This is a genomic window from Mesorhizobium sp. B1-1-5 (assembly GCF_006443065.1).
Taxonomy (GTDB): Bacteria; Pseudomonadota; Alphaproteobacteria; order Rhizobiales; family Rhizobiaceae; genus Mesorhizobium.
On the sequence record NZ_VFWS01000039.1, the window covers coordinates 13,843 to 34,237 of the forward strand.

Here is a 20,395-nt window from a genome sequence, read left to right on the forward strand (position 1 = left end):
ATCTCCCTCCTTGTGGGGGAGATGTCCGGCAGGACGGAGGGGGGCGCTGTCCCGCCAACATCTCAAAATCTTCCGTTTGCACATTAAACGGTTGGAGATAGTCGAGCATCCGAAGGTTGACGATCCTTCGCGCTCCCGTCTGCCCTGCCGGGCATCTCCCCTCTTGCGGGGGAGATTGGCTGGCATCGGCCTCGGCTCTCTCTTCCTGCAACCTGGAACTTGCCAGCGGGCGAAAACCAATATGTGTTCGGTCGTATTGATGGATGGACTCGGCCGCTCCAAGTAGCTCTTCTACGTACGCAGCATTTGGAGCACCGCCATGCCCTTGACCCGCCGGACGCTGATCGCCATCAGCCTTTCGCTCACCTTTGCCTTCACGCCGACCACCGTCTTCGCCGCTTCGCCAACTCCCGCCAAGGGCGAGCACGGCATGGTGGTGACTGCCCAGCATCTTGCAACCGAAGTCGGCGTCGACGTGCTGAAGAAAGGCGGCAACGCGGTCGATGCCGCGGTCGCCGTCGGCTATGTGCTCGCCGTGGTCTATCCCAATGCCGGCAATATCGGCGGCGGCGGCTTCATGACCGTGCGCATGAAGGACGGCCGCACGACCTTTCTCGATTTCCGGGAGCGCGCGCCGCTCGCGGCGACCAAAACCATGTATCTCGACAAGGACGGCAAGCCGATCAAAGGCGCCAGCCTCGACGGCTATCTCGCGGTCGGCGTGCCTGGCTCGGTCGCGGGCTTCGAGATGGCGCGTGAGAAATACGGCACGCTTCCGCGGCAGGAATTGATGGCGCCGGCGATTGCATACGCCAAAGACGGCTTCGTGCTTAACCAGGGCGACGCCGCGTCATTCGCCGGCGGCGCCGAGCGGCTGGCGAAGGACCCGGCTGCCGCCGCGATCTTCCTGAAAAAGGACGGCAAGCCTTACGGCATAGGCGAGAAGCTCGTTCAGCCGGACCTTGCCGCCTCCCTTTCGGCGATCTCGGACAAAGGCCCGGACGCTTTCTACAACGGCGCCATCGCCGATGAAATCGTCAAGGCGAGCGGCGCGAAAGGCGGCATCCTCGCCAAGCCCGATTTCGAGCAATATGCCGTGCGTGAGCTGAAGCCGGTGACCTGTTCCTATCGCGGCTACGAGATCATTTCCTCGCCGCCGCCGAGTTCGGGCGGCGTCATCATCTGCGAGATCCTTAATGTATTAGAGGGCTATCCGCTCTCTTATCTCGGCGCCGGCTCGGCCGAGACGGTTCACGTCATGGTGGAAGCCATGCGCCACGCCTATGTCGACCGCAACTCGGCGCTCGGCGACCCGGATTTCGTCGACAATCCGGTCTCGAAGCTAATCGACAAGGCCTATGCGAAAGACATCCGCGACAAGATCGATCCCTTTCGCGCGGGCGTCTCGAAGGAGCTGATGCCGAAAGGCTTCGGCGAGTCGAAGGAAACCACGCATTATTCGATCATCGACAAGGACGGCAACGCGGTGGCGGTCACCTACACGCTGAACGGCTCCTTCGGCGCCGGCGTCGTCGCCGACGGCACCGGCATCCTGCTCAACAACGAGATGGACGATTTCACCCAGAAGCCGGGCGTGCCCAACCTCTACGGCCTGGTCCAGGGCGAGGCCAACGCCATCCAGCCGAAGAAGACGCCCTTATCCTCGATGAGCCCGACGATCGTGACCAAGGACGGCAAGCCGTTCATGGTCATCGGCAGCCCGGGCGGCTCGCGCATCATCACCATCACGCTGGAGGCGATCGTCAACGTCATCGACCACGGCATGGACATCCAGCAGGCGATCGACGCTCCGCGTATCCATCATCAATGGCTGCCGGACACGGTCTATGTCGAACCATTCGGGCTGTCGCCGGACACGGAGAAGCTGCTTGCCGGCATGGGCTATCACCTCGATCTCAGCGACCAAACCTGGGGGCAGGCGGCCGGCATCCTAGTCGGTGGCAAGAGCCTGGCACAGATCGAGAAAGGCGGCGGAGCTCGCTACAACGGCGCCATCGACAGCCGCGCTGCCGCCGGTGAGGCTTTGGGATATTAATTGATCAGGTGACCAGCGTGATGGTCGAGGCGATCAGCATCACGGCGGCGATAGCGACGAACAGCGCATAGATGCGCGGCCGGTCGAGCAGCAGCGCATTGCCCGAGATCCAGGCCGCCGTGGCGCCGCCAAGCGCGAACAGGAAGCCGTTGCGGTGGCCGAAGGACATGGAGGCGGCCATCAGGCCGCCGATGATCAGCGCGCCGAAGACGATGATGACGGCGACCGCGTATTTCTCGAAATCATTGCCGCCACCCATCGCCGGCCCCATCGCATTGAGATTGGGCAGGTCGTCAGGGTCGAAGGGGCTGGTCGAGCCATATTCGTCTTGACCGAGGGATTCGCGCATCATTCGTTCTCCGCTGGGCGGCAACAAACCATCAACGCCTGCCGAGCGCAACCCGGCAAAACCGCCACTGCGACGCATTCGCCGCCCGGCTGATGCCGGCGTGCCACGGTTTCCCGGTCGGTTTCAACGGCGTAGCGGCGTTGCGGTTCCCACAGCATGATGCCGAAAAGTGTGAAGCGGTTTTCCGACGATATCATGCTCACCTCAGGCCCTGATCTACCTGGAAAAATCACTGCGCACGATGCCGTGCCGCTGCAGCTTGTCGTAGAAGGTCTTACGCGGGATGCCGAGCGCCTCGATGGTACGCCGGACGTCGCCGTCATTGCGGCCAAGTGTCTCGCGGATGATCTCGGCCTCGTAGCGATCGAGCCGCTCAGGCAAGGGCACGGAGGTGTCGCGTTCCGTTGCCGCCGGGGAAGGCGATCCGGCAACGTCCTCCAGCCCGAGCACGAAACGTTCGGCGAAATGAGCGAGCTCGCGCACATTGCCCGGCCAGTCATGGTCGCTGAGATGGCGCTGGACCGAGGCGGAGATTGCCGGCACGGCGCGCCTGAAGCGGGCCGCCGCCCGCTCGGCGAAGTATCCGAACAACAACGGCACGTCGTCCCGCCGCTCGCGCAGCGGCGGGATCGACAGCGTCACCACATTGAGCCGGTAATAGAGATCCTCGCGGAAAGCGCCGCGCTGGCTGGCATCGCCGAGATCGACCTTGGCTGCCGCGACCACCCTCAGGTCGACCGGCCGCACCTCATTGGTACCGAGCGGCGTCACCTCGCGCATTTCCAAGACGCGCAGCATCTGCACCTGTGTCGAGGCCGGCATGCTTTCGATCTCGTCGAGAAACAGCGTGCCGCCGCTCGAATGCTCGATACGGCCGACGCGCTTCTTCTGCGCGCCGGTGAAGGCGCCGGCCTCATGGCCGAACAATTCGCTTTCGATCACCGTCTCCGGCAGCGTGCCACAGTTGAGCGCGACGAAATTGCCCTTGGCGCGGCGGCTCCAGCGATGCAGCAGGCTCGCCACCACCTCCTTGCCGGAGCCGGTCTCGCCGGTCACCAGCACGTCGACATCGGTATCGGCGATCTGCCGCAATGTCCGGCGCAGCCGCTCGATCGCCGGCGTCTGGCCGATCAGCGGCAATCCCTCCTGCGCCTGCTCTGCCGCTTCTCGTAAAGCGCGGTTTTCCATCACCAGGCGGCGTTTTTCCGCGGCGCGCGCGACGCTCTGCGCCAGCCGGTCGGCGGCAAAAGGCTTGGTGATGAAGTCGTAGGCGCCGTCCTTGATCGCCTTGACCGCCATGGCGATGTCGCCATGGCCGGTGACCAGGATGACGGGGATATCGGGGTCGAGCCGCAGCACGCGGTCGAAAAGCTGCAGCCCGTCGATTTCCGGCATGCGGATATCCGACACCACCACGCCGGCGAAATTCCTGTCGAGCGCTGCCAGCGCTTCCTTCGCCACCGCGTAGGCGGATACCGCAAAGCCGGCTAGCTCCAGCGTCTGCTTAGTCGCCTTGAGAAGATCACTGTCGTCGTCGATCAGGATCACTGGTGCCGGTTCATGCTTCGTCATGCGCCGGCCTTCGACAGATGGATGGTGAAGCGTGTTCCCTGGCCGCTGCTCGAAACCTCGATGCGCCCGCCATAGTCGGCGACGATGTCCTTTGAGATGACGAGGCCGAGCCCGAGGCCTTTTTCCTTGGAGGTGGTGAAGGGCGTGAACAGCGATTTCAGGATCGCAGGCGGGATGCCCGGTCCGTTGTCGGAAACGACCAGCGCCACGTCTTCGGTGGTTTCGGTGGCGAAGACTTCGACCCGCGCGCCATCACGGCCATCGAGCGCCTCAAGCGCGTTCTGGAAAAGGTTGATCAGCACCTGCTCCAACCGCAGCCGGTTGCCCATCACCTTCAGCGCCGGCGGCGGCAGCGTGATCGCCAGCGCGTCCAGCCGGCCGGCGAAGCGGCTCCTGAGCAACACCACGGCGCCTTCGATCACGCTGCGCAGCTCAACCGGCTCGGCGGCGGTGCGGCCCTTGCGGGCAAAGGCTTTCAGCTCTTCGGTGATCGAGCCGATGCGCTCGGTCAGCGCGGCGATGGCGCCAAGGTTCTCTTCGGCCGACGCGCTCTGCTTGCGCTCCAGGAAGACGCGCGCATTGTCGGCATAGGCGCGGATCGTCGCCACCGGCTGGTTGATCTCATGCGCGACGCCGGCCGCGACCTGGCCAAGCGTGGCAAGCCGGTTGGCCTGCACCAGCTCCTGCTGCATGACCTGCAGCTTGGCCTCGGTGCTGCGATGGTCGGCGATCTCGGCCTGCAGCCGGTCGCGTGCCAGGCTGAGATCCTGCGTGCGCTCGACGACGCGGCGCTCGAGCTCGGCCCGCGCGGCCTGCTCGGCGGCGATCCGCATCTGCGCGGACTGCCTGCGCCACAACAGATAGGCGGCTAATGCAAGGAGCGGGACAAGGACACCCAGTGTCAGCAGCCGCATCTCGCGCTGCGCCGCCGCGATCGGCGCGTCGGCCGGAACGAGATAGTCGAGCCGCCACGGCGTCGACGGCACCGCGGTCGACAGCCGCAGATACTCGGCGTCGCTGCCCCCGGGCATGATGGCATGGACCAGCGCGACATCGGAGCTGAGCGGCTGCGGTTTGGTGACCGGCAAGGATACCAGCGGCGCATCGCCGAATTGCCGGCTAGCGCGGATATCGGCGAGCACCGGCCGGCTGAGCGGTTCTGTCGTCAGGAAGCGCCAGGAGGGCACGCTGGTGATCAGCACCACGCCATGCGCATCGCTGACATAGGCGGGGCGGTTGGCCTCGTGCCAGTCGGCCTCGAGCTGGTCGAATTCCATCTTGACCACGACGACGCCGAGCGGCCCCGAAGCGCCGTCGACACGGCGCGAGATGTAGAGGCCTGGGCGCTTGCTGACATTGCCGAGCGCGAAATATTCGGCCGTGCCGGACTGCATCGCGCCCGAGAAGTAGGCGCGGAAACCATAGTCGTTGCCGACGAAGCTCACCGGCTCGCGCCAATTGCTGGAAGCGATCGCCAAGCCGTCCGTGCCGGTGACATAGAGCACCGAGGCCTTGGTGCCGGACACCAGCCCTTCGAGCTTGCGGTTGAGCACGTCGATCGCGGCAGGGCTGCGTTGCGTCAGCGCGTCATGCACCTGCTGGTCCTCCGACAAAAGCAGCGGTAGCGCGCGCGGATTTTCCAACACAGCGCGCAACAGCGCGACCTTGAGGTTGGCGTCGGTGCGCCCTTGCGTGGCTAAAGCCTCGATCTCGGTCGAACGGCCGTAGAGGCCGGCGCCGTAAAGCGCCGCGAGCACGATCAGCAGCGCCACCGCCGCGAACAGCAGCCAGGCGCGACGCGCCCGCCCGGCAAGCAGTTCGGGCGTGGCAGTAAGGACAGCGGCAGGGCGTTGCAGCATGCCGCATCTGTGCATGATTTCGCACAAACCGCAAATCGATCTATGCGGATAGCCGCACTAGCCTTCTCCAAAGCACTTGTCGCAAAATCGAAAAATCAAACAAAATCAACAAAGAGAGACACCCGGCACCATCTGGCACGCGCGTTGCAGATGCTTCCGCAGCAGCCGCGAGGCTGTGGAGGTCAACAGCCCCCTGGGAGGTCGAGCGTTTCGATCGGGGGCCGAACGGAGGATATCATGCAGACAGCAATCGCTGCCGCCGAACCGCGCGGCAAGGTTCCCTTTTACCGGCATCTCTATGTCCAGGTCCTGGTGGCGATCGCCGCCGGCATCTTGCTTGGCCATTTCTATCCCGACCTGGGCGCCTCGCTGAAGCCGCTTGGCGACGCCTTCATCAAGCTGGTCAAGATGGTCATTGCACCGGTGATCTTCCTCACCGTGGCGACCGGCATCGCCGGCGTTTCCGACCTGCACAAGGTCGGCCGCGTCGCCGGCAAGGCGATGATCTATTTCCTTGTCTTCTCGACGCTGGCGCTCATCGTCGGCCTCGTCGTGTCGAACGTTATCCAGCCCGGCGCCGGCATGCACATCAACCCCGCGACCCTCGACCCATCGAAGGTGGCGACCTTCACCGAGAAGGCGCATGACACGACGATCGTCGGCTTCCTGATGAACATCATTCCGGACACCATCACCGGCGCCTTCGCCCAAGGCGACATCCTGCAGGTGCTGTTCTTCTCGGTGCTGTTCGGCATCGCGCTGGCGATGGTTGGCGAACGTGGCCGTCCGGTCGTCGATTTCCTGCAGGCGCTGACCGCGCCGGTCTTCCGCCTCGTCGCCATACTGATGAAGGCCGCCCCGATCGGCGCTTTCGGCGCCATGGCTTTCACCGTCGGCAAATACGGCATCGGCGCGATCGCCAACCTCGCCTTGCTGATCGGCACTTTCTATCTGACGTCGCTGCTCTTCGTGCTCGTCGTGCTCGGCGCTGTGGCATGGTATAACGGCTTCTCCATCCTGGCGCTGATCCGCTACATCAAGGAGGAATTGCTCCTGGTGCTCGGCACCTCGTCCTCCGAGGCGGCGCTGCCCGGCCTGATGGCCAAGATGGAGCGCGCCGGCTGCAACCGCTCGGTGGTCGGCCTGGTCATCCCGACCGGCTATTCCTTCAACCTCGATGGCACCAACATCTACATGACGCTGGCAGCGCTGTTCATCGCCCAGGCGACCGATACGCCGCTCACCTTCGGCGACCAGATACTGCTTCTGCTGGTCGCCATGCTGAGCTCTAAGGGCGCCGCCGGCATCACCGGCGCCGGCTTCATCACTTTGGCCGCGACGCTCTCGGTCGTGCCCTCGGTGCCGGTCGCCGGCATGGCGCTGATCCTCGGCGTCGACCGCTTCATGTCGGAATGCCGCGCGCTCACCAACTTTGTCGGCAACGCGGTCGCGACCATCGTCGTGGCCCGCTGGGAAGGCGAGCTCGACCAGAAGCAATTCGCCGCCGCCATGGCCGGCCAGTTGCCGGAAGAGGCAGATCTTGCGCTCTCGGGCGGCCTGCAGCCCGCCTAGCCAACCAGCATCCTCCCGATGCCGAGCAGGCCGCGGCAAGCGCCGCGGCCTGTTCTTTTTGTCGGCTGCCGCATAGGGTGGCGCGGCGCGGCACTCCTGCCGGTGCATTCCCGTTGCATTCAGGGGCGGTCGATGAGCAGTGCGTTTCCCGAGATCTATGTCGTTCGCCATGGCGAGACGGAGTGGAGCGCCTCGGGCAGGCACACCGGCCGCACCGATATCCCCTTGACCGCCAAAGGCGAAGAGGCCGCGCGCGGCATCTCCGATCGGCTCAAGGGGCTGACGTTCCAGGCGGTCTGGTCAAGCCCCTCGCAGCGCGCTTTCGACACCTGCCGGCTCGCCGGCTTCGGCGAGCCCGCGGTGAAGAAATCCGACCTGCAGGAATGGGACTACGGCGCTTATGAAGGCGTGACGACCAAGGAGATCCTGTCCAAGCGACCCGGCTGGCAATTGTTCCGCGACGGCTGTCCGGGCGGCGAGACGGCGGCCGATGTCGGCGCACGCGCCGATGCCATCATTGCCGGGCTGCGCGCGATTGCCGGCAATGTGCTCATCTTCTCCAGCTCGCATTTCCTGCGTGTCTTCGCAGCGCGCTGGGTCGGCCTGCCGCCGGAAGGCGGCGAGCACTTTGTGCTCGATACCGCCAGCCTTAGCATCCTGGGCTACGAGCATGATCTGACCGAGCCGGTCATCCGGCGGTGGAACCAGAAGTAGCCGCAGCTCGATAGCAGCTCAGGCGTCTCTGGAGATTAGGCGAAACCCCTCAGCCTCGTCATCCACGGGCGGAGCAAGGAGCGAAGCGACGCGGCGCAGACCCTAGAATCCATGCCGTTACCAATGAGCGTTGCCGCGGTGCAGAGCGACCCCTGTCTTGCACCGCCTTTACCCTTTGCGCCAGGTCACGGAATGGATCCTCGGGTCTGCGCGTCCGCTTCGCTCCTGCTCCGCCCGTGGATGACGAGGCTGAGGCGTTTCGGCTAGACTCTGACCATCGCCAGCTCCTCGGCCGTCAAATGCCGCGCCTTGCCCTTGGCAAGCTCGCCAAGCTGCAGCCGCCCGATCGCCACCCTGACCAGCCTCAGCACCTCGATGTCGAAGGCGGCGAGCAGCCTGCGGATCTGCCGGTTGCGTCCCTCGTCGAGCACGATCTCCAGCCAGGCTGTCCGCCCGCCGCTGCGCAACAGCGCGATCGAGCTTGCCGTGAGCAACTCGCCGTCGAGGACGGCGCCCTGACGACAGCGCTCCAGCATTTCCTCGTCGGGCGCGGCCGCGATCTGCACGTGATAGGTCTTGGCGACATGCGAGGCGGGGTCGAGCAGGCCGTTTGCCCAGCGCGTGTCGTTGCTCATCAAAAGCAGCCCTTCGCTCGCCTTGTCTAGCCGGCCGACGGGCGACACGAACGGCAGGTCAAGCCCTCCCAGGCAGTCATAGACGGTGCCGCGGCCCTCCGGGTCGTCGCGGGTGGTGACCAGCCCGCGCGGCTTGTTGACCATCAGATAGACCGTGCGCTCGGCAATGACGCGCTCGCCGTCGACGGTGATGCGGTCGCCATCGGGATCGATGCGCAGCAAGGCATCGCGCACCGTCTTGCCGTTGACCTGCACGCGGCCGTCGACGACGAGACGCTCGGCCTGCGTGCGCGAGCAGAAGCCAAGCTTGGACAGCGCTCGGGCGAGGTTGACTTTGGCGACGATGGATTGTCTGTCGGGTTGGCGTGCCACTATCTTTGTCTTCGAACGTCTCAAAACGCCGCAACCGATGCCACGCCTGGCGAGATGGGCGCAAGCGGCTCCGTCACCTACTTCGGGTCGTCCAACGTCACTCCTGCGGCGCGCTCAGCCGCCGGTAGGTGACGCCGTCGAATGTTGCCGTCACGAAGCTGTTGACCGACATCTTGCGTTTGCGCCCGTCGCTGCAGGCATAGAGCGGCCAGCCGGCCTCGCTGCACTCGCTGGCTATGCAGATGCGGGTTACGCAGTTGCCTGTGGTCAGCCGGAAGCCGCCCTTGCCGGCAAAACCCTGCAGCAGGCTGCCATCCGAGGAACGCCATGTCCGCTGCTGGAATTCAGGCCGCAGCTGAAGAGGTTCGAGCGGGGCGGCGAGGTTGGCGGTGCCGATAACTCCGGCGAGCAGCAGGCGATAGCGCGCCATTCCGGTCGTATAGGCGGTCACGAGGTCGGATTCGCCCGAGTAAGTCGTTGCAAGCTCGGAGCCATCGAGCAGGTGAGACGCCTGCCCGCCCGCCTCTGTCGGTCCCGCCAGGGCAACCAGGGCAACAAGGGCCAGGCAAGCGCGTGACATCTCGATTTCCAGCAGCCATGCATATCCCGGCGTGCCAGCGCCCCCGGCTGCCTGCCTTACCATCTCGCCGATTGGCCTCCGGCGCAAGATCAGCCGTGGCCTCCCATCCGCGCCAGGCATCGGGCCTGGTCGCGGGGCCGACCAAGCTCTTCGTAGCGGCCGGCCGCCTCCTCGAAGGCGGCGCGCGCGCGCACTTCCTTGTCCTGTGCCCGCCGCTGCACGCCCCGCGCCTCCCAAAGCGCTGCTGCCCAAGGGCCGCCTTGCCACATGCCGGCGATGCGTTCAGCGTCGTTCAGGCGGCGGTCGACCTGTTCCAATTCGCCCGCCTCGGCAAGCGCGATCGCAGAGGCGGTGCGCAACGCCATCGAGCATGGCTGGCAGGCGCCCGGCGTCAACAGCCTGTCGCCCGCGAGGATCTCCTCGGCGACCATTTTCGGCGTCGATGCCGCCCGCACCGCCAGCGCCTGCATGCGCATGATGAGATGCGGCGAAAGCCAGGAACGTTCGGCATCGGTGAGGCCGCGCTGGATCAGGCGACTGGCTCGCCATTTCTGGCCGCGCTCCAGGGCGATCTCGGCCAGCCGCTCGATCGCCAGCACACGGCCGGCAACCGCGTCCGACTCGAGGAGCAGCCGCTCGGCTTCAGTAAGGAATTGCTCGGCTTTGTCGAGCTCGCCCGAAAACAACGCCGCCTCGCCGAGGAGCAGGCAGGCGAGACCGCGCCCGGCGCTCGATTCCGCCTCCTCGGCCACCGCGAGCAGTTCCTCGGCCAGCCCGGCGACTTCGGCATGGCCTTTGGCGCTGCACAGACAGAACTCGGACAGGCACAGATGTCCATCGAAGACATGTTGCACGAAGGCCGGCTTGGCGCGGACCCATTCGATGAATTCGGACCGGAACAGCTGCGGCCATCGCGCCTGCATCATCGAGGCAAGTCCCAGCAGCGCGCTCGCCTCGCCGACCTCGCGCGGCAAATCGGCGCCCAGCGCCAGATCGCGTGTCTGCCGCGCGATCTCGCTCGCCCTGTCGAACTCGCCGCTCTGCAGGTGCACCAGGCCCCAGGCAAGCGAGGTGCGGATGCGCTCCGAGGGGCTGACTGTCTCCGTGCCTGATAGCGTCAGCGCCTTCTCGTAGAGCGCGATCGTCGCGGCGCTCGGCCCGACGCCGAGCTCGGCATGCAGGTTGTCGCGAAGCTGGTTGAACTGGCGGATCGCCTCGACGCGGTTGCCGGCATCGAGCGCCGCCTGCATCAGTGCGCATTGCGCCTGCTCGTCGGCCGGGTCGAGCGCGATGAGCCGCTGCCACAAGCCGCCGGCGCGCAACAGGTCGCTGTAGCGTTGCTGTATCTGCGCGCGGGGGGTGTCGAGCCATTCGACGAAAAGGTCGTCGGGCAAGAGCCTGCCGCCATAGAGGTCGGCCGCATGTTCGAAAGTGCTTTTGTCGCCGCCCCGGAGCGCCGCTTTTGCGGCCGTCTCGAAGTTTTCGATATCGATGTCGAGCTCCGCATCGGGTGCGAGCGCGATTATGTCGTTGCCGATCTCGATTAGTTCATGGGCGCCAAGCGCGCGGCGCGCGAAATGGACGGCTTTGCGGAGGCTGCCGCCGGCCGCTTCCAGCTCGGCGTCGGGCCAGAAAGTCTCCATCACCTGCTCGCGGTGCATGCGATGCGCGGGCCTCAGCGCGAGCAGCTTGACCAGCGCGGCGGCGCGTTCGCGTCGCCAGTCGGCCCCTGGTATCGCCCGGCCGTCGACACTGACGGCGAAGCGGCCGAGCAGATGGATCGAAACGCGCATCAAAGCACCATCCGGAAGAAGGAGAGCCGGCGCCAAAGCAATCACCAGCCGGCGGTGGTCGGGGAACGCTGGCGGAACATAGATTTCCTAATATGCCTTCGCAATCAAAATCCAACCGAAAGGAAATGACCATGTCACTCCGTATCGCAGACATCGCCCCCGACTTCACCGCCGACACCACGCAAGGTCCGATCTCCTTCCACGAGTGGCTGGGCAAGGACTGGGGCATCCTGTTCTCGCATCCTAAGGACTACACGCCGGTCTGCACCACCGAGCTCGGTTACATGGCGCGCCTCAAGCCCGAATTCGACAAGCGCGGCGTCAAGGTCATCGGCCTGTCCGTCGACCCGGTCGAGAAGCATGCCGGCTGGGCGAAGGACATCGCCGAGACGCAAGGCATGGCGCCGAACTTCCCGATGATCGGCGACCCGACGCTCGCCGTCTCGCAGCTCTACGACATGCTTCCGGCGTCGGCGGGCAACAGCGCCGACGGCCGCACCGCCGCCGACAATCAGACGGTTCGCAATGTCTACGTCATCGGCCCCGACAAGAAGATCAAGCTCGTCATATCCTACCCGATGACGACGGGCCGCAACTTCGACGAGGTGCTGCGCGTCGTCGACTCCCTGCAACTGACGGCCAAGCATCGCCTGGCGACTCCGGTGAACTGGAAGCCCGGCGACGACGTCATCATCGCCGGTTCGGTGTCGAACGATGAAGCAAAGCAGCTCTATCCGCAGGGCTGGAAGGAACCGAAACCCTATATCCGCATCGTGCCGCAGCCTGTGCTGACCTGACAGGTCAGGCATCGAGATCTGAGGCGACGGGCATCGGCGGCGAGGACGTGAGAGACACATCCCCGCCGCCCCACAACCGAAAGACAGTGAGCAAATTCAATCCGGCGCTTCTGCATAGCGCCAAGACGTGGGGAACCGAGATGAGCACTGCAAACAAACCGCGCATCGTCGTCCTGGGAGCGGGCTTTGGCGGCCTGGAACTGACGACGCTGCTGTCCGAGGCAATGGGCGACGGCATCGATGTCACGCTCATCGACAAGAGCGACGCCTTCGTGTTCGGCTTTTCGAAACTCGACGTCATGTTCGGCCTGAAGGCGGCGGAGGCGGTCCGCTTGCCCTACAACCGTTACGCCAAGCCCGGCGTGAAATTGCTGAGGCGCACCATCACCGCGATCGATCCAGAAAGGCGCCGTGTCACCACCGACGACGGTGTCTACGATGCCGATTACCTGATTGTCGCGCTTGGCGCTGAATATGATTTCGACGCTACGCCTGGGCTGTCGGGCACCAACGAGTTCTATTCGGTTGCCGGCGCGGATCGGCTGCGCGACGTGTTGCCGGGCTTCAAGAAAGGCAGGGCGATGGTCGGCGTCTGCGGCGCGCCCTACAAATGCCCGCCGGCCCCGAGCGAATGCGTGTTGATGCTGCATGACTATCTGGTGCGGCAAGGCGTGCGCGAGGCCTGTGAGGTATCGCTGGTGCTCCCGCTCGGCAGCCCGGTGCCGCCGTCGCCCGATACTTCGAAGGCGCTGCTTGCGGCTTTCGCCGAGCGCGGCATCAAGTTCATTCCCAGCCGTCGCGTCGCCTCGGTCGACAATAGCCGAAACGTGGCGGTGCTCGACGACGGCACCGAAATGCCGTTCGACCTTTTCCTCGGCGTCCCCAAACATCGCGTGCCGCCGGTCGTGCTGGAAAGCGGCATGTCGGAGAACGGCTGGATCCCGGTCAACCCGCGCACGCTCGAGACGAAATACCGGAATGTCTACGCGGTCGGTGACGGCGCCAACACCGGGACGCCCAAGGCCGGCGTCTTCGCCGAAGGTGCCGCGCGCGCCGTTGCCTCAGCACTCGTCGCCAAGCTGCGTGGCAGCGGAAACGGCACGCTCTATGACGGCTTCGGCACCTGTTACATCGAATTCGGTGGCGGCCGCATCGGCAAGGTCGAGGTCGATTTCTTTTCTGGCCCCGCGCCGACAGGCAACTACTATGAGCCTTCGGTGGCGTTGCGTGCCGACAAGGAAAAGTTCGGCTCAAGTCGACGGTCGCGCTGGTTCGGCTCGTAAGCCTGTGACAACCGCAGTGATGGGCGCGGACGCCGCCGCCAGACGGCGGCGCACCGGCAAATCCGGAGGCGGTCTGTCAGCTTCCCTCAGCCGTTTGCAGCCGACGGCAGCTCGAACAAGGTGGCGCCGTTCTCGCGCCCTCGGTCGACATAACCGATCACGCGGAACCATTTCGCGACGTCGGGCCTGTTCAGCCAACTGCGCGAATGGACGGGAAGGTTGCCGGCCAGCGCCTGGACATGGCGGATGTGGCGCTTGCAGAAGCGGACAGTCGTGGCGTTGAAGAAGTCCTCCTGCGCGGCAAAGAGCGTGTCGGCGGCGTCCGCGTGCTCATGCCAGGCGATGATCGCCACCGTCCTGTCGTCCTGCACGAGCGCATGCGCCCGGCCTTCCTTCAGGTTCATCATCAGATTGTCATAGGCGCTTTTGCTGTCCTTGCCGGCCGCCACATATTCGTCCGACATTCGCTTGGACAGGCCGCGGAAAACATCTTCCAGGTCTCCGACCGTCGCCGCGCGTGCTCTCATTTCTCCTCCTGACAGCCCGCCAGCAGTTTGCCCCAAGGAACAGGGATCACCAAGAAAACCAAATTCCCGATCCGGAGTGTACGCGCAATCTTGTTCCGCACGGAAGTGCCCGACCGCTGATCACGCTCGCATATCAGCGTTGGCTTGAGATCGCTTTTCCGCTGTCGGATCCCGGCGGCGGCTGCGTGCGCCTCGGCAATACAGACATCTGGCGGCCGATCTTGCCGCTGGCCTCACGCTGGCGACGACGGCGAGAGAACGCGTGTCGTTGAATTCATTGCAGCCCTGCCGTAAAAGGCGCAAGTTCTCGATGGCCTGCAAGGTCTGACTGCAGCGTTAGGGGTATGCATTGACGTCGAGCAGGCCGATCCTGGTCACCGGCGCAGCCGGCTTCATAGGTTTTCACCTTTGCCAGAGGCTGCTTGCCGAAGGCCGGCAGGTCGTCGGCCTCGATTCCATGAACGAGTATTACGACGTCACCTTGAAGCAGGCGCGGCTCGAGCGGCTGAAGGCGTTCTCAAACTTTCATTTCGAGCATGTCGATCTCGCCGACCGCGATGGCATCTCGGGGGTCTTTGCGTCGGTCGCGCCGCAGATCGTCGTCAACCTCGCCGCGCAGGCGGGCGTCCGCTACTCGCTGGTCAATCCGCATGTCTATGCCCAAAGCAATCTAAACGGCTTCCTCAACATCCTGGAAGGGTGCCGGCAGGCCTCGGTCGGCCATCTCGTCTATGCATCGTCAAGCTCGATCTATGGCGGCAGTACGCGCATGCCGTTCTCGGTGCATGATTCCGCCGACCATCCCCTCAGCCTCTATGCCGCCAGCAAGAAGGCAAACGAGCTGATGGCCCACACCTACAGCCATCTGTTCGGGCTGCCGACGACAGGCCTGCGCTTCTTCACCGTCTACGGTCCGTGGGGACGGCCCGACATGGCCTTGTTCATCTTCACCAAGGCCATTCTCGCCGGTCAGCCGATCGATGTCTTCAACCATGGCAACATGCAGCGGGATTTCACCTACATCGACGACATCGTCGAGGGAGTGGCCCGCGTCATGCAGCATCCAGCGACGCCCAATCCCGATTGGACAAGCGCTGCGCCGGACCCCGCGACGAGCACCGCGCCGTTCAGGATCCATAACATCGGCGACAGCTCGCCTGTCGAGCTCAGCCGGCTGATCGACGTTCTGGAAGACGCTCTCGGGCGCAAGGCAATCCGCAACCTGATGCCGCTGCAACCGGGCGATGTGCCTGCGACTTATGCCGACGTCGCTTCGCTCGAGGCGGTGATCGGCTTCAAGCCCAGGATTCCGATCGAGATCGGCGTCCCGCGCTTCGTGGAATGGTATCGGGATTTCTACCAGGTCTGATTGCAGGTCAGAGCAATTCCGGGAAAAGTGTGAGCGGTTGAGTTCGGCGCCTTCGCCATAACCTTCCGTCTGGAACTGCGTCAAAAACAAAGGGATAGAGCGGCGACTAACCGAGCTCGCCGCTCGTTCAGTCGGCCCGGCGTGCCTGCCTGTCGATCCAAAGCGCGATCAGCGTGCAGGCGGCGCCCGAAAGCAGGTAGGCGCCGGCGGCGATGAGGCCGAAATTGCCGGCCAGGAGCAGCGCCGCGAGCGGCGCGAAGCCGGCGCCGAACATCCAGGCCAGGTCCGATGTCACCGCCGAGCCGGTATAGCGGTGCTGGCGCGAGAAGCTCGATGCGACGACGCCCGAGGATTGCCCGAAGCTCAAGCCCAGCAGGATGAAGCCGAGCACCATGAATACCGTCTCGCCAAAGGTGCCGCCATTGAGAAGCTGCGGGGCGAAGCCGCTGAAGGCTGCGATGGCGACGGCGCCGCCGCCGAGCAGGGCGCGACGTCCGACGCGGTCGGCCAGCGGGCCTGATGCGACGATCGCCGCGATGCCGAACAGCGCGCTCACCGCCTCGATAACCAGGAAATGCTCCGGCCCTTCATTGGTGAACAGGAACACCCAGGACAGCGGGAACACCGTCACCATGTGAAACAGGGCGAAGCTCGCCAGCGGCGCGAAGGCGCCGACGACGACATTACGGCCTTCCGTGCGGATCATGTCCCTGATGCGGGTCGGCTGCAGGTCGCCGCTCTCATAGAGTTTAGAGAACTCGGGCGTCACCACGATGCGCAGTCTGGCAAACAGCGCCACGACGTTGATGGCGAAGGCGACGAAGAAGGGATAGCGCCAGCCCCAGGCGAAGAAGTCGTCGGCCGAGAGGTTGGCGACGAAGAAGGCAAACAGCGAGCTTGCCACGATGAGGCCGATCGGCGCGCCGAGCTGCGGGATCATCGCATAGATGCCGCGCCGGTTCTGCGGCGCATTCAGGGCCAGGAGGGAGGGCAGTCCGTCCCATGTCCCGCCGAGCGCTAGGCCCTGCAGGAAGCGGGTGAGCGCCAGCAGCCAGGCGGCGACCGCGCCGACATCCTCATAGGAGGGCAGGAACGCCATGGCGACCGTCGAGGTGCCGAGCAGGAACAGCGCGATCGTCAGCTTGGCGCCGCGGCCATAGGCGCGGTCGATCGCCATGAACAGCACGGTGCCGAACGGGCGCGCGATGAAGGCCAGCGCGAAGATGGCGAAGGAGTAAAGCGTTCCGACCAGCGGGTCGTGCGTTGGGAACACAAGCTTGGGGAACACGATCACGGAAGCGATCGCATAGACGAAGAAATCGAAGAATTCCGACGTCCTGCCGATGATCACGCCGACCGCGATATCGCCAGCGCTGACCTGGCCGTGATGCGAGCCGATCAGTCTGCTGTCCGTTTCGGAAGTCGAAGTTTCAGCCATCGTTTCCGTCGAGCTAAAGTTCGGAACGCGATTGTCGCCGTCCCGACGCGATGTTGTCGTTATCCAGACGCGATGTTGTCGTCATCCAGATGCGACGCTGTCGTCATCCAGATGCGATGTTGTCGTCATCCCATTATGCGTGCACACTTTCGCGAAAGCCATACCGGCTGGGCATTGGACAAATTGTCCAATGTCGTCGCCGTGCCTGCGGCAGTAGCCGTTGGTCCATATCGCATCGCAACCTGCACAGATCCTGCTGCAGGGCCATCGAGGGCAGCGTTTGATGAGACGATCCGGAGCCTTGCTTCTTTTTCCGCTCGCCGTGCTGCTGAGCGGCTGCGATCTGGTCGTGCTGGCGCCCGCGGGCGACGTGGCAGTGCAGCAGCGCGACCTGCTCGTCGTCTCGACACTGCTGATGCTGCTCATCATCCTGCCGGTCATGGCGCTGACCGTGCTGTTCGCCTGGCGCTACCGGCAATCCAGCACCACGGCGATCTACACGCCGGACTGGGACCATTCGACCAAGCTGGAACTGGTGATCTGGGCGGCACCCCTGCTCGTCATCATTTGCCTCGGCGCGCTCACTTGGCTCGGCTCCCATCTGCTCGATCCCTACCGGCGCATCGACCGGATCGAACCAGGACAGCCGGTCACCCAGAACCACAAGCCGCTCAGGGTCGACGTCGTCGCGCTTGATTGGAAATGGCTCTTCATCTATCCGGATTACGGCATTGCTTCCGTCAACGAGCTGGCGGCGCCGGTCAACCAGCCGATCGACTTCCGCATCACCTCCTCGACGGTGATGAACTCCTTCTACATTCCGGCTCTTGCCGGGCAGATCTACGCCATGCCCGCCATGGAGACGAAGCTGCACGCGGTCATCAACCGTCCAGGCACCTATTCCGGCTTCTCGGCCAACTACAGCGGCGCCGGCTTCTCCGGCATGCGCTTTGCGTTCCACGGCCTCTCCGATCAGGCCTTCGGTGAGTGGGTGACGCAGACCAAAGGTGCGCAGGCTACGCTCAGCCGCGAGACCTATCTCGATCTCGAGCGTCCGAGCGAGAACGAGCCGGTCCGCCACTATGCCTCCGTCGATTCCGACCTCTATGGCGCGATCCTCAATCTGTGCGTCGAGCGCGGCAAGATGTGCATGAACGAGATGATGTCGATCGACGCCAAGGGCGGCCTTGGCCTGGCCGGCGTGCGCAACACCTTGCCGCTGCAATACGACAAGCTTGCCCGGCGCGGCGCGGTGTTCGGCAACGATCCGTCCTATGTCGCCAGCATCTGCACGGCCGAGGAAGCGGCCGCCGCCTCGCGCGCGGCCCGCGATGCCGGCGCGAAATATTGGCCGGTGCGCGATCTTTCCCCACTGCGCGGGGCAGGGCTGCTCAGTCCAGGGAAGGCAGCCGCCGCGCCGACGCCGAGACGCCGTCGCTCGGCCTGCTGCGCTTCGAATTGTGAGGGATGACGGATGCCTGAGACGCTGACCAAGTTCATCTTCGGCCGCCTCACTCTGGAGTCGCTGCCGCTGCACGAGCCGATCGTCGTCGTCACCTTCATCGTCGTGGCGTTGGGCGGCCTCGCGGTGCTCGGCGCGGTCACCTATTTCAAGCTTTGGGGCTATCTGTGGCGCGAGTGGTTCACCAGCGTCGACCACAAGAAGATCGGCATCATGTACATGGCGCTCGGCCTCGTCATGTTGCTGCGCGGCTTCTCAGACGCCATCATGATGCGCCTTCAGCAGGCCATCGCCTTCAACGGTTCCGAGGGTTATCTCAACGCTCATCACTACGACCAGATCTTCACCGCCCATGGCGTGATCATGATCTTCTTCGTGGCGATGCCTTTCGTCACCGGGCTGATGAACTTCGTCGTGCCGCTGCAGATCGGCGCGCGCGACGTCTCGTTCCCTTTCCTCAACAATTTCAGCTTCTGGATGACGGTCGGCGGCGCGATCCTGGTCATGGCCTCGCTGTTCGTCGGCGAGTTCGCCCGCACCGGTTGGCTGGCCTATCCGCCGCTCTCCGGCATCAATTACAGTCCCGACGTCGGCGTCGATTACTACATCTGGGCGCTGCAGGTCGCCGGCGTCGGCACGACATTGTCCGGCATCAACCTGATCTGCACCATCATCAAGATGCGCGCCCCCGGCATGACCATGATGCGCATGCCGGTCTTCACCTGGACCTCGCTCTGCACCAACGTGCTGATCGTGGCGTCCTTCCCGGTGCTGACGGCGGTGCTGACGTTGCTCGCGCTCGACCGCTATGTCGGCACCAACTTCTTCACCAACGACTTCGGCGGCAACCCGATGATGTATGTGAACCTCATCTGGATATGGGGCCACCCCGAGGTCTACATCCTCATCCTGCCGCTGTTCGGCGTCTTCTCCGAGGTCACCTCTACCTTCTCCGGCAAGCGCCTGTTCGGCTACACCTCGATGGTCTATGCCACGATAGTCATCACCATCCTGTCCTATCTCGTCTGGCTGCACCACTTCTTCACCATGGGCTCCGGCGCCAGCGTCAATTCCTTCTTCGGCATCACCACGATGATCATCTCGATCCCGACCGGGGCGAAGATATTCAACTGGCTGTTCACCATGTATCGCGGCCGCATCCGCTTCGAATTGCCGATGATGTGGACGGTGGCCTTCATGCTCACCTTCGTCGTCGGTGGCATGACCGGCGTGCTGCTTGCCGTGCCGCCCGCCGACTTCGTGCTGCACAACAGCCTGTTCCTGATCGCGCATTTCCATAACGTCATCATCGGCGGCGTGCTCTTCGGCCTGTTCGCCGGCATCGCCTATTGGTGGCCCAAGGCCTTCGGCTTCAGGCTCGATCCGTTCTGGGGCAAGGTCTCGTTCTGGTGCTGGGTGCTCGGCTTCTGGCTCGCCTTCATGCCGCTCTATATTCTCGGCCTGATGGGCGTGACGCGTCGCATGCGCGTCTTCGACGATCCCTCGCTGCAGATCTGGTTCGTGATCGCCGCTTTCGGCGCCGTGCTGATCGCCTGCGGCATCGCCGCCTTCCTGGTCCAGATATTCGTCTCCATCCGCAAGCGCGAAACGCTGGCCGATCACACCGGCGATCCCTGGGACGGCCGCACCCTCGAATGGTCGACCTCCTCGCCGCCGCCGGCCTACAACTTCGCCTTCACGCCGGTCATTCGCGACAACGACGCCTGGTTCGACATGAAGAAGGCCGGCTACCGGCGCCCGCTGTCCGGCTTCAAGCCGATCCACATGCCTCGCAACACCGGCACCGGCGTCGTCCTGGCGGTGTTCAGCGTCGCGCTCGGCTTCGGCCTGATCTGGTACATGTGGTGGCTGGCGGCGCTGAGCTTCGTCTGCCTCATCGCAACCGCGATCGGCCACACCTTCAACTACCACCGCGACTTCGACATCCCGGCTGCCGAGGTCGCGCAAACGGAAGAGGCGAGAACGACGCTCCTCGCCGCTCAGGGCTAGGAATTAA

General features: G+C 64.4%; 17 protein-coding genes. 8 read left to right on the forward strand and 9 right to left on the reverse strand.

Translation table 11 applies throughout. The features are described from left to right. Positions 1-319 precede the first annotated feature (319 nt). Positions 320-2,056: a gamma-glutamyltransferase gene (gene ggt, locus FJ980_RS14645; RefSeq protein WP_140543771.1), complete on the forward strand. Its 1,737-nt coding sequence runs from the start codon at positions 320-322 to the stop codon at positions 2,054-2,056. A gap of 4 nt (positions 2,057-2,060) precedes the next feature. Here ggt and FJ980_RS14650 read toward each other — a convergent pair whose 3' ends face one another. From FJ980_RS14650 to FJ980_RS14665, 4 genes are read right to left on the reverse strand one after another with little or no spacing between them, the layout of a single operon-like run. Continuing rightward, positions 2,061-2,408, reverse strand: a complete 348-nt coding sequence (locus FJ980_RS14650) for a hypothetical protein (RefSeq protein ID WP_224608676.1) — start codon at positions 2,406-2,408, stop codon at positions 2,061-2,063. Beyond that, the gene (locus FJ980_RS14655) at positions 2,405-2,602 is read right to left on the reverse strand and encodes a hypothetical protein (RefSeq protein ID WP_140543773.1); all 198 of its coding nucleotides are present in this window, start codon (positions 2,600-2,602) and stop codon (positions 2,405-2,407) included. The genes FJ980_RS14650 and FJ980_RS14655 overlap by 4 nt, the downstream gene beginning before the upstream one ends. A 19-nt stretch (positions 2,603-2,621) precedes the next feature. Then, positions 2,622-3,977, reverse strand: coding sequence for a sigma-54 dependent transcriptional regulator (locus FJ980_RS14660; protein ID WP_140543775.1), 1,356 nt, complete (start codon positions 3,975-3,977; stop codon positions 2,622-2,624). Then, on the reverse strand, positions 3,974-5,836 hold the full coding sequence (locus tag FJ980_RS14665) for a sensor histidine kinase (protein ID WP_246676419.1): 1,863 nt from the start codon (positions 5,834-5,836) through the stop codon (positions 3,974-3,976). The genes FJ980_RS14660 and FJ980_RS14665 overlap by 4 nt, the downstream gene beginning before the upstream one ends. 237 nt (positions 5,837-6,073) lie before the next feature. Here FJ980_RS14665 and FJ980_RS14670 point away from each other — a divergent pair, with 237 nt between their 5' ends. Beyond that, positions 6,074-7,408, forward strand: a complete 1,335-nt coding sequence (locus FJ980_RS14670) for a dicarboxylate/amino acid:cation symporter (protein WP_140543779.1) — start codon at positions 6,074-6,076, stop codon at positions 7,406-7,408. Positions 7,409-7,540: 132 nt separating this feature from the next. Further along, positions 7,541-8,122, forward strand: coding sequence for a histidine phosphatase family protein (locus tag FJ980_RS14675; protein ID WP_140543781.1), 582 nt, complete (start codon positions 7,541-7,543; stop codon positions 8,120-8,122). A 263-nt stretch (positions 8,123-8,385) separates the two neighbouring features. Here the strand turns inward: FJ980_RS14675 and FJ980_RS14680 are convergent, their stop codons facing one another. The 3 genes from FJ980_RS14680 to FJ980_RS14690 form a co-directional block, all read right to left on the reverse strand. After that, the gene (locus FJ980_RS14680) at positions 8,386-9,129 is read right to left on the reverse strand and encodes a pseudouridine synthase (protein ID WP_246676420.1); all 744 of its coding nucleotides are present in this window, start codon (positions 9,127-9,129) and stop codon (positions 8,386-8,388) included. 97 nt (positions 9,130-9,226) lie between these two features. After that, on the reverse strand, positions 9,227-9,709 hold the full coding sequence (locus tag FJ980_RS14685) for a hypothetical protein (RefSeq protein ID WP_246676421.1): 483 nt from the start codon (positions 9,707-9,709) through the stop codon (positions 9,227-9,229). 89 nt (positions 9,710-9,798) lie between these two features. Then, positions 9,799-11,502, reverse strand: coding sequence for a BTAD domain-containing putative transcriptional regulator (locus FJ980_RS14690; RefSeq protein WP_140543783.1), 1,704 nt, complete (start codon positions 11,500-11,502; stop codon positions 9,799-9,801). Positions 11,503-11,633: 131 nt separating this feature from the next. On the opposite strand from FJ980_RS14690, the gene FJ980_RS14695 reads away from it, so the two are divergent. Both FJ980_RS14695 and FJ980_RS14700 read left to right on the forward strand, forming a co-directional pair. Then, positions 11,634-12,299, forward strand: coding sequence for a peroxiredoxin (locus FJ980_RS14695; RefSeq protein ID WP_140543785.1), 666 nt, complete (start codon positions 11,634-11,636; stop codon positions 12,297-12,299). 140 nt (positions 12,300-12,439) lie between these two features. Next, complete coding sequence (locus tag FJ980_RS14700; protein WP_140543787.1) at positions 12,440-13,582, forward strand: FAD/NAD(P)-binding oxidoreductase; 1,143 nt, start codon at positions 12,440-12,442, stop codon at positions 13,580-13,582. 86 nt (positions 13,583-13,668) lie between these two features. Here the strand turns inward: FJ980_RS14700 and FJ980_RS14705 are convergent, their stop codons facing one another. Beyond that, positions 13,669-14,109, reverse strand: a complete 441-nt coding sequence (locus FJ980_RS14705) for a hypothetical protein (protein WP_140543789.1) — start codon at positions 14,107-14,109, stop codon at positions 13,669-13,671. Between the two features lie 349 nt (positions 14,110-14,458). Between FJ980_RS14705 and FJ980_RS14710 the strand changes: the two genes are divergently transcribed. Continuing rightward, a complete protein-coding gene (locus FJ980_RS14710; protein ID WP_140543791.1) occupies positions 14,459-15,478 on the forward strand; it encodes an NAD-dependent epimerase in 1,020 nt (339 codons plus the stop codon). A 127-nt stretch (positions 15,479-15,605) separates the two neighbouring features. On the opposite strand, the gene FJ980_RS14715 is transcribed toward FJ980_RS14710, so the two are convergent. Then, positions 15,606-16,916: an MFS transporter gene (locus FJ980_RS14715; protein ID WP_140543793.1), complete on the reverse strand. Its 1,311-nt coding sequence runs from the start codon at positions 16,914-16,916 to the stop codon at positions 15,606-15,608. A 283-nt stretch (positions 16,917-17,199) separates the two neighbouring features. Here FJ980_RS14715 and cyoA point away from each other — a divergent pair, with 283 nt between their 5' ends. Continuing rightward, positions 17,200-18,387 carry a ubiquinol oxidase subunit II gene (cyoA, locus tag FJ980_RS14720; protein WP_140543795.1) on the forward strand — a complete coding sequence of 396 codons (1,188 nt, stop codon included), beginning with the start codon at positions 17,200-17,202 and terminating at the stop codon, positions 18,385-18,387. A gap of 3 nt (positions 18,388-18,390) precedes the next feature. Beyond that, a complete protein-coding gene (gene cyoB / locus FJ980_RS14725) occupies positions 18,391-20,388 on the forward strand; it encodes a cytochrome o ubiquinol oxidase subunit I (protein WP_140543797.1) in 1,998 nt (665 codons plus the stop codon). Positions 20,389-20,395 lie beyond the last annotated feature (7 nt).

Excerpts from the sequence above, each read along its gene's own strand:
- ggt (WP_140543771.1), top strand. The coding sequence starts at position 320 with ATGCCCTTGACCCGCCGGACGCTGATCGCCATCAGCCTTTCGCTCACC.
- cyoB (WP_140543797.1), top strand. The coding sequence starts at position 18,391 with ATGCCTGAGACGCTGACCAAGTTCATCTTCGGCCGCCTCACTCTGGAG.
- FJ980_RS14695 (WP_140543785.1), top strand. The coding sequence starts at position 11,634 with ATGTCACTCCGTATCGCAGACATCGCCCCCGACTTCACCGCCGACACC.
- FJ980_RS14650 (WP_224608676.1), bottom strand. The coding sequence starts at position 2,408 with ATGATGCGCGAATCCCTCGGTCAAGACGAATATGGCTCGACCAGCCCC.
- FJ980_RS14685 (WP_246676421.1), bottom strand. The coding sequence starts at position 9,709 with ATGTCACGCGCTTGCCTGGCCCTTGTTGCCCTGGTTGCCCTGGCGGGA.
- FJ980_RS14690 (WP_140543783.1), bottom strand. The coding sequence starts at position 11,502 with ATGCGCGTTTCGATCCATCTGCTCGGCCGCTTCGCCGTCAGTGTCGAC.
- FJ980_RS14670 (WP_140543779.1), top strand. The coding sequence starts at position 6,074 with ATGCAGACAGCAATCGCTGCCGCCGAACCGCGCGGCAAGGTTCCCTTT.
- FJ980_RS14700 (WP_140543787.1), top strand. The coding sequence starts at position 12,440 with ATGAGCACTGCAAACAAACCGCGCATCGTCGTCCTGGGAGCGGGCTTT.
- FJ980_RS14665 (WP_246676419.1), bottom strand. The coding sequence starts at position 5,836 with ATGCTGCAACGCCCTGCCGCTGTCCTTACTGCCACGCCCGAACTGCTT.
- FJ980_RS14715 (WP_140543793.1), bottom strand. The coding sequence starts at position 16,916 with ATGGCTGAAACTTCGACTTCCGAAACGGACAGCAGACTGATCGGCTCG.
- FJ980_RS14705 (WP_140543789.1), bottom strand. The coding sequence starts at position 14,109 with ATGAGAGCACGCGCGGCGACGGTCGGAGACCTGGAAGATGTTTTCCGC.
- FJ980_RS14655 (WP_140543773.1), bottom strand. The coding sequence starts at position 2,602 with ATGATATCGTCGGAAAACCGCTTCACACTTTTCGGCATCATGCTGTGG.
- cyoA (WP_140543795.1), top strand. The coding sequence starts at position 17,200 with ATGAGACGATCCGGAGCCTTGCTTCTTTTTCCGCTCGCCGTGCTGCTG.
- FJ980_RS14675 (WP_140543781.1), top strand. The coding sequence starts at position 7,541 with ATGAGCAGTGCGTTTCCCGAGATCTATGTCGTTCGCCATGGCGAGACG.
- FJ980_RS14660 (WP_140543775.1), bottom strand. The coding sequence starts at position 3,977 with ATGACGAAGCATGAACCGGCACCAGTGATCCTGATCGACGACGACAGT.